The sequence below is a fragment of the Paenibacillus sp. AD87 genome (genome assembly GCF_001659845.1).
Taxonomy (GTDB): domain Bacteria; phylum Bacillota; class Bacilli; order Paenibacillales; family Paenibacillaceae; genus Paenibacillus; species Paenibacillus marchantiae.
This window is the reverse complement of the sequence record NZ_LXQN01000019.1, coordinates 754498-772513: the sequence shown is the minus strand read 5'-3', so window position 1 is coordinate 772513 and position 18016 is coordinate 754498. Positions and strand designations below refer to the sequence as shown.

The window sequence follows — 18016 nt, the reverse complement described above, 5'->3', positions numbered from 1 at the left end:
GAGAAGAAACCATCGTATGAAAGGAATTATTAATTTTTCACTGAACAACAAGTTTGCGATCTGGATTCTGACCATCATCGTTTCCTTCGCCGGTTTGTACAGCGGGCTGACGATGAAACAGGAGACCATTCCCAACATCAATGTGCCATTCTTGAGTGTTACCGCTATTGATCCAGGGGCAGCTCCAGAGGGTATTGTGGAGGATGTCACCAAACCACTCGAACAGACCTTAAGAAATGTAGAGGGAATTAAGACACTCACCTCCACTTCTATGGAGAATGCCTCTTCCATCACCCTCGAATTTGATTATGGTACCGATCTGGATAACGCTACCGCAGCGGTTCGCGAAGCACTGAATGAGGTGCAGTTGCCGGATGGTGTGCAGAAACCTACGATTTCCAAGTTCAGCATCAACTCCTTCCCGGTTGTCTCGCTCAGCTTGTCTGACAAGGACGGCGGCGATCTGGAACAATTGACTCGACTGGTTGAAACGGATATCCAGCCTGCACTCGAAGATATTGACGGTGTAGCTCAAGTCCAAGTTTCCGGTCAATATGTTAAGGAAGTTCAACTGAAGTTTAACCAGAAAAAAATGACTGAACTCGGTTTGACTGAAGATACAGTCAACGGTATCGTTCAAGGCTCTTCTGTCCGTGTACCACTCGGACTGTTCGAACTGGATAAAGCGCAGAAAGCTGTTGTTGTTGATGGCAATATCATCGATCTGGATGATCTGAAAAATCTCGCTATTCCGGTTGTACCAAGCGGTGCAGGAGCAGGCAGTGGTTCGGCCACAGCACCACAAGGCGCCGGCGCACAAGCTGGTGGAGCAGCTCAAGGCTCTGCACAAGGTTCTGACCCGGCTGCAGGACAAGCCGCTGGCGGAAATGCCAGTGTGGGCAGCACTTCAGGTGCCGCTAACGCTCCTGGAATTCCAACGGTTAAATTAAGCGAGATCGCCAAAATTGAAGTCATTGGTCAGGCGGAATCCATTTCCCGGACAGACGGTAAGGAATCCATCGGGATCTCCATCGTTAAGTCCAATGATGCCAATACAGTTGATGTCGTGAAGGCGGTTAAAGACAAGGCGGAAGAGTTGCAGACGCAGTTCAAAAACGCCGATTTGACTGTTTTGCTTGACCAAGGTAAACCTATCCAGGACTCCGTAAACACGATGTTGTTCAAAGCGATGTTTGGTGCTTTGTTCGCCATTCTGATCATTCTGTTGTTCCTGCGTGATATTCGTTCTACCATTATTTCTATTATCTCTATCCCGCTCTCCTTGCTCATTGCATTGACAGCACTGAATATGATGGACATTACGCTGAACATGATGACCCTGGGTGCCATGACGGTTGCGATTGGACGGGTTGTCGATGACTCCATCGTTGTTATCGAGAATATCTATCGTCGATTGACACTCAAGGGAGAGAAACTTAAAGGCCGTGATTTGATCCGGGAAGCTACCCGTGAAATGTTCATTCCGATCCTTTCTTCCACGATCGTAACCATTGCGGTATTCCTGCCGCTGGCACTGGTAAGTGGTATGGTCGGTGAGCTGTTCATGCCATTTGCCTTGACGATGGTCTTTGCTTTGCTGGCATCCCTGATTGTAGCTGTTACGATTGTACCTATGCTGGCACACACGCTGTTCCGCAAAGGTCTGAAGAACAAGCAGAATCATGAGGAAAAACCAGGCAAGATGGCGGAAGCTTACAAACGACTCTTGAACTGGACATTGTCACACAAACTTATCACCGTCGGCGTTGCTGTATTGCTGCTTGTCGGCAGTTTGTTCCTGTATCCGTTCATCGGTGCAAGTTTCTTGCCGGAACAACAGGATAAGTATGTGACCATTACGTACAGCCCGGAAACTGGAGCTTTGCGTGAAGATGTAGAAAAAGAAGCACTCGTAGCCGAAAAATGGTTGCTGACGCAGCCAGGTCTGGAGAAAATGCAGTATTCCATCGGCGGCAGCAATCCACTGAGCAGCATGGGTGGAGGCAGCTCCAACTCTGCTCTCTTCTATATCGAATATAACGAAGATACGAAAGACTTTACAAAAGTGAAAGAACAGCTTGTGGAAGGTCTGAAGAAAGAAGTGACTGTAGGAACCTGGAATGAGCTTGATATGTCCGGGGGTCTGGGAGGCAGCAGCTTGAGCCTTTCCATCTATGGTGACAATGTAGATCAGATCAAACCTGTCTCGGATGAAATTCTGAAACTGGTTGAAGCAGATACCGAATCTTTTGAAAAAGCCGACACTACGCTCTCCGATACCTACGGGCAATACACGCTCGTCGCGGATCAGGAGAAGCTGAGCTCGCTGGGTCTGACAGCTGGCCAACTGGCTATGACGCTAAGTCCTGCACGTGAACGCCCTGTGCTCACAGAAGTGGATATCGACAACAAAACGTATAAAGTCTATGTAGAGACTGACAAAAAGACATTTACCAGCATTGCTGATATTGAAAACGAAAAAGTCACTTCACCACTCGGCATTGAAGTACCTATCAAAGATGTCGCGAAAGTGGAAGAAGGTACTTCACCGAACTCCATCATGCGTATTGATGGCAAAGTCGTTGTGCAGGTATCAGCCAACATTCTGGCTTCCGATGTGCAAAAAGCATCATCAAACTTGCAGGCGAACATCGACAAACTGGACCTGCCAGATGGTGTTGAAGTGAAATTTGGTGGTACAACCGAACAGATTAATGACACGTTTACCCAACTTGGTCTGGCCATGCTGGCAGCCATTGCGATTGTGTACTTTGTGCTTGTTGTTACGTTCGGCGGTGGACTGGCGCCATTTGCCATCCTGTTCTCCCTGCCATTTACCGTCATTGGTATTATGGTCGGCCTGTTCGTGGCTGGGGGTACGCTTGACGTATCTGCCATGATGGGTGGACTGATGCTGATCGGGATCGTGGTCACCAACGCCATCGTCCTGATCGACCGTGTTATTCACAAGGAAAAAGAGGGAATGCCTACTCGTGAAGCCTTGCTGGAAGCAGGAGCAACGCGTCTGCGTCCAATTCTGATGACAGCTCTGGCTACCATTGGTGCCTTGCTGCCACTGGTGACAGGACTTGAAGAAAGCGCAGGGATCATCTCGAAAGGTCTCGGTATTACCGTAATCGGCGGTCTGATCAGCTCCACGCTGCTGACTCTGGTTATCGTGCCAATCGTGTATGAGTTCCTAATGAAGTTCAAAAAGAAAAGAATTGAAGATTAATCGACACCTTCTGTTGATTGAATTAAATCATCACTCAGAATTATGATGAGCTTCTAACATAGAACACCCCTTAGTCCACATTAGAATGGTTTGTACATTCTGATCTGCGGCTAAGGGGTGTTTTACATTTAGATACGATCTCTTAGCATCGATTATAGAAACATCCAGATGTTAGATAGAGCTACATAGGAATAATCCATTTTGTTTTATTTCATAAAAGGAAGAGATCATTTTGTGAAATAAAACAAATGAACGTGAGATTTCAGCTCATCTGCTGTAAACGGACTTATAATCAAAAAAAACGCTCTTCAGAAGCCCGACTTACAAAACGGGTATGTAAAACTGCATGTATTTGTGGGAAGGACGGTGGTTGTGTGGGGGAAACGACGCTGCATATTCAGATGAGAGACATGCTGAAACGTCCGGTGTTCCGCAAGGCTGAGGTGCTCGCCAGTGAACGGGCCTTGGAGCGATATGTGCGTTGGGTGCATATCATGGAGGTTACCGAGGTAGGCAATTTGCTGAATGGCGGGGAACTGGTGCTAACAACCGGCATTGGCTGGCAGGATGATGAAAAGCAGGGACTGTCTTTCATGCGCCAGTTAATTGCTCGTGGAGCTGCGGGACTCTGCATCGAACTCGGGGCTCACACCAAGTCCCAGCTTGGATCCATGAAGGAACTTGCAGCAGAAGAGGATTTTCCACTGATCTGGTTTCACGAACAAGTACGTTATATTGATATTACACAGGACCTGCATTTCGCTTTGATTCGCAGCCACCAGCGTATGCTTGTCGAGCTCGACAGCCTTACCACCTCGTTCAACCAACTTCTTTTGAATGGAGACGGTGTACAACCACTGCTCCGACTATTGTCTCGAACAACGGGTTACTCTGTAGCGTTATATCCACTGGATGGCGAAGCGAGTGCCGCTCCCTACTGCCCACCAGACCAACTGGAGATGCGTCGGCAGGAGTGGTTCACACGTGGTGGTCATTTGGACAATGGAGATCATCTGGGAGATCATTTCGTGCAAAGGAATCATTCGGTGCATTCACTGGATGCACTCACCCTGCCTGTTCAGGCGCTTGATTATGCATTTGCCGATCTCGTGCTGATGCTCGACAAACTGCCGGATCACGATCAGGAGCTGCATAACAGACCCTCTGATGAGTTCATCATCCAGGCACTGGAACGTTGTGCAGCCGCCATTGCTCAGGACTGGATGCGTACCAAATACATGGAGGAAAAGCGACGCTACAAGGAAGATATGTGGGTCATTGACTGGCTTAACGGACATCATTCTGCGAAAGAAATCCATGAATATGTATCTGCCGCCGACGCCCAGCTTGCTTCTGGAATAGGTACCGTCATTTTGTTCGATAGCAATCCCAACTACACAGACAGTCTCAAGCTACAGAAACTGTTAATTCAACGCAATATCGTTGCCCGTTCCGTGTTCTCACGGGACGGATTCGCCCTGTACAGCACGGTTTTAAACCACCAGATCATTCTGATTATCCTTGACCCTCTGCCTGGATCTCAGCGGAAAAGCAGTCTTTGGCGCTGCATTGAACAGTTGCAGCAGCATGAACAGGAACAGACCCACCGCCTCTTCTCAGGTCTGTTCGGCATCGGTCACAGCTGTGCTGATCTATCACGTCTGAAAGACAGCCTTGAGGCAGCCAAGGATACCCTGCGCATTCAGAAGGACATCGGTGTGATGCAGCAGCCCTTTTACAGCAATCTCCACTGTTACCGCATTATTTCCAGCATGAAGCAGAGTGGTAGTCTGGATGATTTCATTGAGGAATATCTCGGGCCGATCATTCGTTATGATGCCGAAAAAGGCGGCCAGTTGTTACGTACGCTTAAACAATATTTTATTCTATGCTGCTCCAAGCAGGAGACGGCCTCGGCTTTATTTATCGTCCGACAGACGCTTTATCACAGATTACACAAAATTGAGACACTCCTGGGTGATGACTACACCCTCCTCCCCGAGAAACGTGTCGCCATCGAACTTGCCATCTATGCATATGAATACGTTCATGGACCACTCGCGTGAACCTCTACGCTCCTTTTTGCTCCTGAAGCTGCCTGATCAGGATATGACTGAACCACTTCCGCCCAGACGCCGTACCCACATATTGCTCCTGTTTTTCTCCGGGATGATCGGGGTGCCCCCACACGACATGAGCACCCTCCAGATGTTCCCGAACGGCATAAATGCGATAACCCTGCGCCACCATTCGTTCGATCACTATCTTTTCCGCTTCAAATACTTCATGATCAGACATCAGCTTCACCCTCCATTCACTGCCGTCACAGGCTGTTTTACAGGTAATGGTGCATCGGCATCATATTTGTCACGCTTCACATAGCGACCCGCGCCTGCCACTCCGGCAAACTGCCGGTCCCGAATCACATATTCCCCGCGGCATAACACCGTCACTGGACATCCCTGAACCTGCATGCCCTCAAAGGCGCTATAGTCCACATTCATATGATGGGTAGCTGCCGAAATCACCCTTGAGATAGATGGGTCAAAAATAACGATATCCGCATCTGTCCCCACAGCAAGGGTTCCTTTCTGCGGAAATAACCCAAATAACTTGCTTGCCCGTGTAGAGCATAAATCCACCCACTGATTAAGCGAAATCCGCCCCTTCACTACCCCTTCGGAATATAAAATGCTGAGCCGATCCTCAATGACAGGTCCGCCATTTGGAATTTTGCTAAAATCATCCCGTCCTAGATCCTTCTGTCCCTTGAAGTTAAACGAACAATGATCCGAGCCAATCGTCTGCAACTGACCGCTCTTGAGTGCATTCCACAGCACTTCCTGATGATGGGCTTCACGCAGCGGTGGGGACCAGACATACTTCGCGCCTTCAAAATCCGGTTGATCCATCTTCGATTGATCCAGGGTTAAGTACTGCGGACAGGTCTCGCCCCAGATTCGATAACCCATGTCTCGCATACGCGCGATCTGCTCCACGGCTTCAGCACAGGTGACGTGCACCACATAGAGCTGTGAATCGGCAAGTGCTGCCAATCGGGCCGCACGCCCTGTAGCCTCTCCTTCCAACATGGAAGGTCGGGTAAGTGCATGGTGGATCGGCTCGGTTCTTCCATCCGCCAGCGCCTGCCGGACCAGCAGATCAATAACATCGCCATTCTCAGCGTGCACCATGACGAGTGCACCGTACTCTTTGGCTTTTTGCAGCGTCTGAAAGAGAATGCCGTCATCGGCCTGGAACTGGTTTTTGTACGCCATGAACACCTTGAAGGAAGACACACCCTCTTCTTCAATGATCTGTGGCAGTTCCTCCAGCACCTGATCATTCATCTCGCCAATCATCAAATGAAACCCGTAATCAATGGCGGCTTTGCCCTCGGCTTTGGTATGCCATTCCTGTAGGGATTCAAGCAAAGGTCGGCCTTTTTGCGTCAAACAGAAATCAATGACTGTCGTTGTGCCGCCGAAGGCAGCAGCTGCGGTTCCTGTTGCAAAATCATCCGCCGTCACCGTCCCGCCGAACGGCATATCCAGATGAGTATGCGGATCAATCCCGCCAGGGATGACATAACAGCCGGACGCATCCACAACCTCCGTTCGTTCATCCGGCACAAGTCCCAAGCCTATCTGCACGATCTTTCCATTTTCAATGTAGATATCCGCTTCAAACGTATCCGACGCTGTGACCAACATTCCATTACGAATCAATTTGCGGGTACTCATGATATCGCCTCCTTGGTGGATTGATCTCTGGCCGATTGCAGCAGGGCAATCGCAGACTGACGGTCATTCCAGGTTAACGGTTCCTGTTCATGTGCGATCTCTACCATCTCAATTGCGCCGTCCACCGGACAAACAATCGAGCACAGATTACATCCGACGCAATCTTCCTCAACGACCTCAAGATACGAGCCAGAGGGGTCAGACAACATATCAATACATTGATGCGAGGTGTCTTCGCAGGCGATATGGCATTTGTTGCAATTGATGCAGACATCGCGGTTGATGCGGGCTACCACTTTGTAATTCAAATCGAGATTGCCCCAATCCGAATAACGCGGAACCGTCTGACCAATCAATTCAGATACACTTCGCAGACCTTTCTCATCCAAATAATCGTTCAATCCATCGATCATGTCCTCCACGATACGGAAGCCATGATGCATGGCTGCGGTACATACCTGGACCCCCGTCGCGCCCATAAGTAAAAATTCTGCGGTATCTCGCCAATCGGATATGCCTCCGATGCCGGAGATCGGCACCCCAACTGCCGGATTGCGCGCACACTCGGCAACCATGTTCAGCGCGATTGGCTTCACAGCCGGACCGCAATAGCCGCCATGTGCCCCTTTGCCACCTACATGCGGCACGGTATTCCAGGAATCGAGATCCACACCCGCCAGGGAGTTGATCGTATTAATCAGGGAAATCGCATCCGCACCGCCGCGCACGGCCGCCCGGGCAGTCGCCGTAATATCGGTGATATTAGGCGTTAGCTTCACAATAACAGGTGTGGTCGCCACTTCCTTCACCCACATCGTCTGTAATTCAACCAGATCCGGTTGCTGACCAGACGCTGCTCCCATACCACGCTCGGCCATGCCGTGCGGACACCCAAAGTTCAGCTCCAGCCCGTCTACGCCGACAGCTTCGACTTTCTTCACAATCTCATGCCACTTCTCGCGTTTCGGTTCCACCATGAGTGAAGCAACCACTGCACGATCTGGGAAACGCCTCTTGGTCTCAGCAATTTCACGCAGATTCACCTCGAGCGGACGATCAGATATTAACTCAATATTGTTAAAACCCGCGACGCGCTGTCCACCAAAATGAACGGCTGCAAAACGCGAAGAGGTATTAATGATCGGCTCGCCCAACGTCTTCCAGACGGCACCACCCCAGCCTGCTTCAAAGGCGCGCTGAACCTGATATCCGGTATTCGTCGGCGGCGCCGAGGCCAGCCAGAATGGATTGGGCGATCGAATACCTGCCAGATTAATGGATAAGTCAGCCATAACGATCCCTCCTTGGTGTGGTTTGAACTCACAATGGTGTTTGTTTGAACTTCACAAGATAGACTGGAATCTCACGTATGACCCAGGAATCCTGCTTGATCAGGGTTAGTATGAGTGATTGGTGTTGCCAACCTGCTGTTATATACAGTTTGTGTACATTCTAACGAACCGTACACCTTCTGTTTGGTGCAAATGCGGTAGGTGAGCGTTTTAACGAATCGTAGAAGGCTTGGTGCATAAGATTCGTTAGCTATAACTAAATATATTTCAAGCCGTCTCTTCCACCTGTCCGGGCAACGCCTTCATCACCGATGCAGCCGCCAGCTTGCCCTGCTGTGCAGCGGAGACCACCATCGCTTCGCCCTGCCCCTGTCCGAAGATTACATCTCCTGCCGCGTAGATCTGTGGATGGGACGTGCGGTACGTCTGTGGTTCCACTTCAACAACACCCCAGTGATGACGCAGGCCAAATACCTCAATTAATGGCAGCAAACGGTTCTGTCCAATGGCTCGAACAACGGTGTCACATTCAAGCATGAACTCCGATCCCTCAATCGGCACAGGCAATGCCCGACCACCTCCAGGTGGAGTAACCAGCTTCATTTTCATACATTCTATAGCCTGGACTCGCCCATTTTCGTCTCCAATAATGCGCTTCGGCATGGTGAACCAGCGAAATTCCACACCTTCCTGCTTCGCAAATGTATATTCGAAGGCATACGCTGTCATCTGGCTCTCACCGCGTCGATAAAGCATCTGCACACGCTCGGCACCTAGGCGTACCGAACAGGTGGCTGCATCCACTGCCGTATTGCCCGCACCAATAATGGCAACCTTCAGACCGTTCAGCGCCGGAGGCACACCCTGCTTCGTGGATTCCACCAGCTCAATGGCATCATAGACACCTTCCAGCGTCTCTCCTTCAATGCCGAGCATCGGAACAGCGCCCATCCCGCAAGCCAGAATAACGGCTTCGTGCTGCTCCAATAACTCTTCAGCGGATACATCCACCCCAATGCGTACACCATACCGAACCTGCACCCCCAGTGCCTGCACTTGTTCAACTTCCCATAAGGCTACGGATTCCGGCAGGCGAAAGGACACGATACCATACGTGTTAAGTCCTCCGCCTTTCGCTTTGGCTTCATAGATCGTCACCTCATACCCTGCACGCCCTAACTCTCTGGCCGCAGACAATCCCGCAGGCCCTGCGCCTACAACTGCAACACTTCTTCCGTTGGCAGGCGCTGCCTTGAATAACGGTTCATTCTTCGTCCGTGCCCAGTCCGTTGCATATCGCTGCAAGTCACCGATCTGAATCGGCTTGGATGACTCATTCAGTACACAAGCGCCTTCGCAAAGTTCCTCTGTCGGGCAGACCCGTGCACAGCTAGCACCTACCGGGTTGGCTTCCATAATAGTCCGAGCCGAACCTTTGAGGTGACCTGTCGAGATTTTTTTGATAAACGAAGGAATATTAATGTCGGTTGGACATGCCTTGATACAGGGTGCATCGTAACAGTACAGACAGCGGTTCGATTCCTCCATCGCTTCCTTGCCCGTCATTGCAGGCTTCATTTCGGTAAAACGACTCTCCCATCCGTAGTCGGACAGCGTTGCTCCTGCGCTGTTCATCAATATCATGCACCTCCATAAGGTTGATCTCTGTTTTTCCTTTCGCCGCCGGATAAAGTTAATGACTGACTCACACAGGACTGCGATGCCAAAACTATCTTCGCTCAGCTACAAGTTAACAAGATGTTCGTAGGTCTCGGGCCGTCGATCGCGGTAAAATTGCCATACATTGCGTACTTCCCGAATCAACTCCGGATCCATCTCGCCAATGATAACCTCATCCTGATCCCTGCTGCCCATGGCCACCATCCTGCCTCGCGGGTCCACCAGATACGACTGACCATAAAATTCACCCATATTCCATGGCGATTCCACTCCCACTCGGTTAATGGCAGCCACATAATAGCCATTAGCTACCGCATGGGCAGGCTGCTCCAGCTTCCACAAATATTCCGATGTTCCGGCTATCGTTGCGGAAGGGTTGAATACAATCTCCGCACCCGCCAGCCCGAGCAACCTTGCTCCTTCCGGAAAATGACGATCATAACAGATGTACACGCCCACTCTGGCGTAGGCTGTATCAAATACCGGGTACCCCAGATTACCGGGCCTGAAATAGTATTTTTCCCAGAACCCATTCGTGCCTTCGCCCGCCTCCACATGCGGAATATGATGTTTACGGTATTTCCCCAGGTAGGAGCCGTCCGCATCTATAACAGCAGCCGTATTGTAATACGAAGCGATCCCTTCCACCTCGTATACAGGCAGAATGATCACCACGCCGAGCTCCTTCGCGAGCCCCTGAAAACGCCTGGTTGTCGGTCCTTCCGGCACCTGCTCGGCAGATGCATACCACTTGGGGCTCTGCTCCGTGCAGAAGTAAGGCCCGTAGAACACTTCCTGCAAGCCGATAATCTGCGCTCCCCGAGCAGCCGCTTCACGCACCAGCGCAATGTGTTTCTGAATGGCGGCCTCCTTATGCACTTCAACTGATGCCGAGCCATCCACCTCGTGTGAAGCCTGAATCATTCCGATGCTGATTTTGCCCATAATGTCACATCGCCTCCTCTAAGAAACTGTCCGCTGTCCGTTTATATGAAAATCACCATCATCTTATATGACTGTAAAACCCCACCGAATATGATTGGATTTGAAATATCAATCGGATGGTTACCAACGAAATGAACTTCCATCGTCCTCCCTCCTGTATGTTCCCCTCGTTACTCGCCGGTTTCCGGGCTGCACATCTGCCTGATCGTGCGGTACAGCACTTCTGTACCGAGAGCAATGTCCTCGGGCGAAGAATACTCACTTGGATGGTGGCTAATTCCATCCTTGCTGCGAACAAAGATCATGCCATAGTCACACACGTAAGAAAGAGCAAGTGCATCATGAAACGGACCACTCATCAACTCCGGTAAAGGCAGGCCGATTTCTTCGGCAGAAGAGCGAATGGCATTCTTGATTCGTTCTGCACAATATCGCGGCTCGCTGTTGGTATCTTCGGTCAAAGAGTAAGTCAGGCCGTATTCCGAGCTAACGTCATCCAAGAGGCTCATTAACCTTCCCTCAAGCCGATTTCTGCGCTCCATCTCCATATCTCGCAAATCAACCGTAAAGCTGACTTGTTCAGGGATGATGTTGCGTGAGTCGGGGAAGACACGGAGGCTCCCCACGGTCCCTACTGTCGGAGCTTCCGGATCTTCTCTGACCATATCGTCAAAAGCCGCAATCACCTTGGCGCTGCCCACCAGCGCATCATGACGCATCCCCATCGGTACGGAACCGGCATGCCCTGCCATGCCTTTCATCGTCACCGTGAGCCACAGCGGGCCCGAGATACCAGTCACCAGACCTACCGGAGCGGCCAGCGATTCGAGAACAGGTCCTTGCTCAATATGCAGCTCCAAATAACTGCCAATCGAACCCGCCGGATAGATCGCTTCGGCAAATTGTTGTGGTGCACAGCCAAAGGCCTCCAATGCCTCTCGTCGGGTCACCCCATTTTTGTCCTGTCGCTCCAATTCTCCCTCTTCCAGCTGTCCGGTTATGCCACGTGAACCAAATAATCCTTTGTTAAAACGCGATCCCTCTTCATCACAAAAGGCAATGACCTCAATCGGCATCCGAGGGCGAATGCCTTGTTCCATCAGACACTGAACAGCTTCCAGCGCACCAAGGACACCGATGGCCCCATCATACCGACCGCCATACGGCTGGGAATCGATATGTGAACCGATCATGAGGATTGGCAAGGACGAATCTGTACCTTCAAGGCGACCAATCAGATTGCCAAACGGATCAAGGCGAGTCACAAGTCCGGCCTCTTCCATCCAGAGGCGAAACTGGATAATGCCCTCCATATCTTCCAGAGTTAAGGCTAGTCGACAGACACCCGTTTCCACTATTCGGCCAATACGGGACAACTGTTCAATTCGATCATCCAGACGCAGCTGATTAATGATTTTGCCGGTGGTGGTCTGCATCCTCCATCGCCTCCTTACATATTCACAGGCACGATATAATTAGAGATCCCACTAGATTAGCGCCTCTCCTCCATCGCTACCCTGCATCCAGACTGCGTAGTGCAGCCAGCAAACTACCAGCGATCAGGTCCAATTCTTCCTCGGTGGTGACAAACGGCGGTGAGATGGTCAAAATATTCGCAAATCCCGGCACGGTATCGCCATTCTTGCCAATCAGGACACCGTCCTGTTTGCAGCTTGCCAGTACTTTCATGACCTTATCCGCATGAGCAGGCGAACCATCTGTTTCAATCAGCTCCACCCCGCAGGCGAAGCCAAATGTACGGATATCTCCAACCACCGATAACTCCAGCAGCGGCTCCAGCTTATCCCGGAGCAGGTATCCAAGTTCATCGGCACGGCTGACCAGATTCTCTCGTTCCAGGATATCGAGGTTGGTCAGTGCCACGCGGCAGGAGACTGGGTTGCCCCCGAACGTATTCACATGACGAAAGTGTGAATCGGGTCCGGGTTCTCTGAAGGTGTCATACAGATCTGCTCGAACGGCTGTCGCCGATAGTGGAGCGTACGCACTCGTCATGCCCTTTGCCATCGTGACGATATCGGGCTGCACCCCGTAATTCTGATGACCGAATTTTTGCCCAGAGCGGCCAAACCCGCAGATGACCTCATCCACAATCAACAGCACGCCATAGCGCTGACAAATCTCCTGCACGGTGCGCATGTAATCCGGAGGCGGGACAATCATGCCGCCCCCTGTAATGACCGGTTCCATAATGACCGCAGCTACCGTCTCCGGCCCTTCCCAGCGAATAACCTCTTCATAGATGGTGGCGCATTCCAGTCCGCATCCATCCTTGTTTCGTCCAAACGGACAACGGTAGCAATAGGGAGGTGGTACATGAGAAAAGCCTACGCCCAGCGGCTCGTATTTGATTTTGCGGGCGGCTTGCCCGGTAGCACCCAGTGCGCCCATGGAGTTGCCGTGATAGGCACGGTGACGGGAGATAAATTTGTGACGGGTGGGCTCACCATTCTGGTGATGAAACTGACGGGCTATTTTGAACGCCACCTCATTCGCATCTGAACCCGAGTTGGAGAAGAAAATGCGATACTCCCCCTCCAGCCAGTCGTTCAGCTTCTCTGCCAGCAGAATCGCCGGCTCATGACTCTGGGTCAGGGGCACGTACGCGAGAGCTTTCATCTGCTCGTAGGCACTTTGGGCAATCTCCTCACGTCCATGCCCGACGTTCACACACCACAGTCCCGACATCGCATCCAGATACCGTGTGCCATCCTGCTCCGTGATCCAGCTGCCCTCCCCGCTTACGGCAATCATCGGATGATCGTTATGAGGCGAGATGTGATGCCACACATATTTGCGATCTTTTTCCAGCCACTCTTCCTTTGTACCACCACGCGGCTGAGGTTGCTGATCCACTGAGCTCATTCGTCATCCTCCTCTCTAACCTGAACCTATGGACTTTACACTTGACCACTCCGATTGCAGTACCCTCTTCCGAACACTCCACGCTTATTTATTTCGTCACATCCTTCACGGCTTCTTCATAGATGCTTTTCTCCAGTGCTTCGTCCAGGTTAGCGGCTTTCTTGATCAGGCCATACTTCAGGGCAATATCCGCAGTCCGGGTAAACGATTCATCCACGAAACTGCCCACTTGTTTCTCCGTAAATCCTTCCGGGCGAATCAGCTTCGCAATCTCTTCGAGCATGGTCACCTGATGTTCGCGGGTCGTGCTGCCGTCCGTTACGTTCTTCATCACGATATCCACCGTTTCATTCTGATTGTCGATGGCGTAGTTCCAGCCTTTCAGAACGGCACGGGTCACTTTCACCGCCAGCTCTTTATTACTGTCCACCCAATCCTTCTTCGCGATCAGCGTATCCTCCAGCATGCCTACCCCGGCATCCTCAATGTTGAATACATCCAGGTCGGTCTCCTTCGTTCCGCTTTCCAGTACCACGTGATATTCGTTATAAATCGTTGCCGTGGCGACATCCACCTGATCGTTGAAGAACTGATCCATCGTGAAACCCTGCTTCACCAGTTCAATATCCTTCTTTGGATCAAGGCCGTTCTTCTCCATAAAAGCGAGAACCTGGAACTGCTGGCTGCCGAACCATGTGCTCACTTTCTTGCCTTTCATCTGGGCTGGATCGGTAATACCTGCGGACTTCTTGGCAATCAATCGATAACTGCTCTTCTGCGAAATCTGGGCGAGGGAGACCAGCGGAAGACCGTTATCCCGGCTGACCAGCAAACTGTCTACCCCAGTGATGCCCACATCGGCTGCGCCGTTGACCACCTGCTGTTCGATCACGATATCCGGGCCACCCGGTATGATCTCGGCATCAATACCTTCATCTGCAAAGAAACCTTTCTCCTTGGCGGCGTATATCCCCGCGAACTGAGCCTGCGGTACCCATTTGAGCTGAATCTTCACTTTGGTTAAGGGCTGATCTGACCCTTCCGCTACCTCCGAGCTGGCAGCAGCAGGGGTGACGGACGACTCTGATTTTGCGGAGCACGCTCCCAGCATCGCAACGACCAACAGTACCAACACCAGAAAACCCGGTTTTAACGTTTTGTACATATACAGAACAACCCCCTGTTTATATAAGGATTTTCAATCAGGTACTGTGAAGCCTGCTTCACGAGTCAATCGATCTGTGGAAGGTTGGCATCTTGATGAGCTTTTACGGATCGGTACGTGCATGATTCCACGGGATCAGCCGTTTCTCGGCCAGAACGACGGCCTCATACAACACAATACCGAGCACGGCGGCGATAACAATACAGGACCAGGCAAGTGGCATGTTTGCCAGTCGGATCTGATCCGAGAGCAAGTAACCCAGCCCCTGAGAGGCGATGAAAAATTCACCCACAATGGCGCCAATGATGCTGGTCGACATATTAATTTTCAGACCTGCGAAGAGGGAAGGCAGTGCATGAGGCCAGCGCAGCTTCACGAAAACCTGCATCCTACTGGCGGCAAGACCACCCAACAGATCACTGTATTGCGGCTGAATTGAGGTCAACCCCTTGAATAGACTCACAGCCATGGCAGCCATCGTAATTACAGCCACGACGGCAATACGTGACCATATCCCGTCCCCAAACCAGTTGTTCATAATCGGGGCCAGCGCAACAATCGGAACGGCGTTCAGTGCTGACATTACAGCAACTGCCGCCCTGCCACTCGTCGGGAAGAAGGATGCACCCGCAGCCGCCAAGGCTCCCAGCAAGGAGCCGAGCAGAAAGCCACCTAGCATCTCAGTTCCGCTGTACATCGCGTATCGGAAGAGCATTTCTGCATTTTCGCTGATGGACGTTGCAATTGCTGATGGCACAGGCAGTTGGTAACTTTCAAGCGAGAATAACTGATGGAACAATCGAAGTTGCCATAAGGTAAGAAATAAGCCTCCGGCAAGCCACGGCAGTAGGCGCAATCCAATTGATCTTTTGCGAACACTACTACTCCGCAGTCTCTGTCCGGCTTGTCCCTGTTGCCCATGGATATCCGAGCCTGAAGCAGTTGGCACCTTAATCGTATCCACAATAGATTCCCCAATGGAGCCCGTGCCAGAGACAGCGACCGTCGCACCCTCCTCACCTTTGCGGCTTACCACCACACTTTCATTCATCATGCAGCACGCCCTCCCTTGGCCCTGAATTCGGGCTGCCATGGGGTTAGCCAGCGCTCAGCGAGGCTGATGGCAAGATACGAGATGAGTCCAATGCCAATGCTGAGCATGATGGTTGCCCAGAACATGCCGATTTGGGCACTGCCGTAATACAAGGAACTGACCATCAGTACGCCAAGTCCATCCGGGGCTCCCATTAGCTCCACCACAATGGAAGAAGTGACTGCAAGTGGAGCAGCTATTTTCATACCGGAAAACAGACCAGGCAGTGCAGAAGGCAGCAGACATTTGACATAACGCGCAGGCAGGGAAGCTCCACAGGAACGCATAAGCTCCAGATGCTCCGGCGCTGCACTTTTTAATCCTTTGAGTGTGTGGATGATAATCGGGAAGAACGTAACGTAAGCCGCCATTATAATTCGGGCCCACTCGGCATTATGGATAATGCCATAGACAATGGGCGCAAGACCGATTACGGGCACCATCTGGGAAGAGATGACATACGGAGATAAGGTACGCTCCACCCAAACCGCCACACTCATGAGCAGGGCCAGCAGCAGGCCTGACGCAGTTCCACCGGCAAAACCAATTGCTGCATTCCCAAACGTTACGGCCCCCTGTTCAGCCAATGTGCCTGAGTAACGAAACAGGGCTGCTAGAACCTCGTGCAGATAAGGAAGACGGGATGCTGCCTGCTGGGGTGACAAGAACAAGTGGAGAATCCAGGCGATACCTTCCCACAGTAGCAATACGGACAAAATCCAGATCACTACCCAGGAGCGAAAACCCAGCTTATTGGTGTGCAGGAACATGGATTGGATCACGCTCCTCATAGAAACAATTGCGGATGGTGGTCATCATGCGGTAAAAGGCTTCGGTTTCCCTCAGCTCTCGATCCCGCTCGGCTGGCAGGTTAACGGAATGAATGGAGTGCACCTGACCAAGGTGTGCGGAGAGGACGATGATGCGGTCAGATAGAAATACGGCCTCGGGGATACTGTGTGTAACGAACAGGAATGTCTTGCCTGTAGATCGCTTAATATCAAGCAGCTCCAATTGCAGCTTCTCCTTCGTGAATTCATCCAGTGCGGAGAAAGGTTCATCCATAAGCAGCAATGGCGGATCAAGCGCGAGTGCACGTGCAATGGAAACACGCTGCTGCATGCCCCCACTGAGCTGCCATGGATAATGGTCAGCAAAGCGAGTCAGCCCAACCATTTCAAGCAGTTCACCACTTATGCGGCGGCACTCCTTCCGGCTTGTGCCGAGCAGCTCCAGGGGAAGCTCCACATTGTGGCGTACCGTGCGCCAATCGAATAACGCTGGAGTCTGGAAGACAATACCGAACTGGCGCTGCAACCGCGCCCGCTCCGGTTCTTCCCCGGCAACCCGGATGCTGCCTGTCGTTGGCTGGAGCAAATCGGCTACGAGTCGCAGCAGTGTGGACTTGCCACAACCCGAGGGGCCAAGCAGAGAGACAAATTCATTGGAATGGATTTGAAACGAAACGTCGGACAGGGCGGTAACTTGTTGTGCTCCACTGCCAAATAAAACGGACACGTGATCCAGCTCAATATGGCAGGTGTCGGGGACGATGATTGAGGACATGGGCATTCTCCTTTTCGCGGGAAGCTCGCAATCTTTTCACACCAAGGCTGAATGGAAGGTTTGTATACACGAACGTAACAGGTTTTGCTTGTTAGGTAATACTATATATCTTTGGGCAGGGATTACATTATACAGACTGTTTTGAGTATGGGCCTGTTCATGTTACAGAGTGTAAAATGATACCGGTTCTCAGTCCTAAACATGTCAATGTCCGTGTATGTTATCTTACATCTGCTTCACTCACACAGAACTCTTGTAATATCCAAGCAAAGGCGCATAATCATTTGTATTTATTGAATAAATATTCGGAAAATATGACATATACCCTCGTATTCTTGTTGATTTTCTTGTATAAACATTGGTAACAGCATTTTGCAAAATGCTTATATAGAAGGACGTGAAATCTCGCCC

13 protein-coding genes are annotated in these 18016 nt (G+C 51.2%); 2 read left to right on the top strand and 11 right to left on the bottom strand.

From position 1 onward, the window contains the following. Positions 1 to 16 precede the first annotated feature (16 nt). Together gpAD87_RS27020 and gpAD87_RS27015 are read left to right on the top strand one after the other, a co-directional pair. Positions 17 to 3235 (top strand): efflux RND transporter permease subunit, encoded by a 3219-nt coding sequence (locus gpAD87_RS27020; protein ID WP_064641869.1) that lies wholly within the window; start codon positions 17 to 19, stop codon positions 3233 to 3235. A gap of 374 nt (positions 3236 to 3609) precedes the next feature. Beyond that, positions 3610 to 5301: a PucR family transcriptional regulator gene (locus gpAD87_RS27015; protein ID WP_082935369.1), complete on the top strand. Its 1692-nt coding sequence runs from the start codon at positions 3610 to 3612 to the stop codon at positions 5299 to 5301. Positions 5302 to 5305: 4 nt separating this feature from the next. On the opposite strand, the gene gpAD87_RS27010 is transcribed toward gpAD87_RS27015, so the two are convergent. The 11 genes from gpAD87_RS27010 to gpAD87_RS26960 form a co-directional block, all read right to left on the bottom strand. Then, the gene (locus gpAD87_RS27010; protein WP_064641868.1) at positions 5306 to 5533 is read right to left on the bottom strand and encodes a hypothetical protein; all 228 of its coding nucleotides are present in this window, start codon (positions 5531 to 5533) and stop codon (positions 5306 to 5308) included. A 5-nt stretch (positions 5534 to 5538) separates the two neighbouring features. Beyond that, positions 5539 to 6978: a dihydropyrimidinase gene (gene hydA, locus gpAD87_RS27005; RefSeq protein ID WP_064641867.1), complete on the bottom strand. Its 1440-nt coding sequence runs from the start codon at positions 6976 to 6978 to the stop codon at positions 5539 to 5541. After that, positions 6975 to 8270 (bottom strand): NAD-dependent dihydropyrimidine dehydrogenase subunit PreA, encoded by a 1296-nt coding sequence (gene preA, locus gpAD87_RS27000; protein WP_063566946.1) that lies wholly within the window; start codon positions 8268 to 8270, stop codon positions 6975 to 6977. The genes hydA and preA overlap by 4 nt, the downstream gene beginning before the upstream one ends. Positions 8271 to 8537: 267 nt before the next feature. Next, positions 8538 to 9905 (bottom strand): NAD(P)-dependent oxidoreductase, encoded by a 1368-nt coding sequence (locus tag gpAD87_RS26995; RefSeq protein ID WP_064641866.1) that lies wholly within the window; start codon positions 9903 to 9905, stop codon positions 8538 to 8540. A 108-nt stretch (positions 9906 to 10013) separates the two neighbouring features. Then, positions 10014 to 10895 (bottom strand): nitrilase-related carbon-nitrogen hydrolase, encoded by an 882-nt coding sequence (locus gpAD87_RS26990; protein WP_064641865.1) that lies wholly within the window; start codon positions 10893 to 10895, stop codon positions 10014 to 10016. Positions 10896 to 11065: 170 nt separating this feature from the next. After that, positions 11066 to 12331: a M20 family metallo-hydrolase gene (locus gpAD87_RS26985; protein WP_064641864.1), complete on the bottom strand. Its 1266-nt coding sequence runs from the start codon at positions 12329 to 12331 to the stop codon at positions 11066 to 11068. A gap of 76 nt (positions 12332 to 12407) precedes the next feature. Further along, entirely contained in the window at positions 12408 to 13781 is a 1374-nt protein-coding gene (locus tag gpAD87_RS26980) for an aspartate aminotransferase family protein (RefSeq protein ID WP_064641863.1), read from the bottom strand. A gap of 88 nt (positions 13782 to 13869) precedes the next feature. Further along, positions 13870 to 14946, bottom strand: a complete 1077-nt coding sequence (locus tag gpAD87_RS26975) for an ABC transporter substrate-binding protein (RefSeq protein ID WP_064641862.1) — start codon at positions 14944 to 14946, stop codon at positions 13870 to 13872. A 103-nt stretch (positions 14947 to 15049) separates the two neighbouring features. Next, entirely contained in the window at positions 15050 to 16000 is a 951-nt protein-coding gene (locus tag gpAD87_RS26970) for an ABC transporter permease (protein WP_231952878.1), read from the bottom strand. Beyond that, positions 15997 to 16830 carry an ABC transporter permease gene (locus gpAD87_RS26965; protein WP_231952877.1) on the bottom strand — a complete coding sequence of 278 codons (834 nt, stop codon included), beginning with the start codon at positions 16828 to 16830 and terminating at the stop codon, positions 15997 to 15999. The genes gpAD87_RS26970 and gpAD87_RS26965 overlap by 4 nt, the downstream gene beginning before the upstream one ends. Next, positions 16790 to 17605 (bottom strand): ABC transporter ATP-binding protein, encoded by an 816-nt coding sequence (locus gpAD87_RS26960; protein ID WP_064641860.1) that lies wholly within the window; start codon positions 17603 to 17605, stop codon positions 16790 to 16792. Before gpAD87_RS26960 ends, gpAD87_RS26965 begins: the two co-directional genes overlap by 41 nt. Positions 17606 to 18016: the final 411 nt, after the last annotated feature.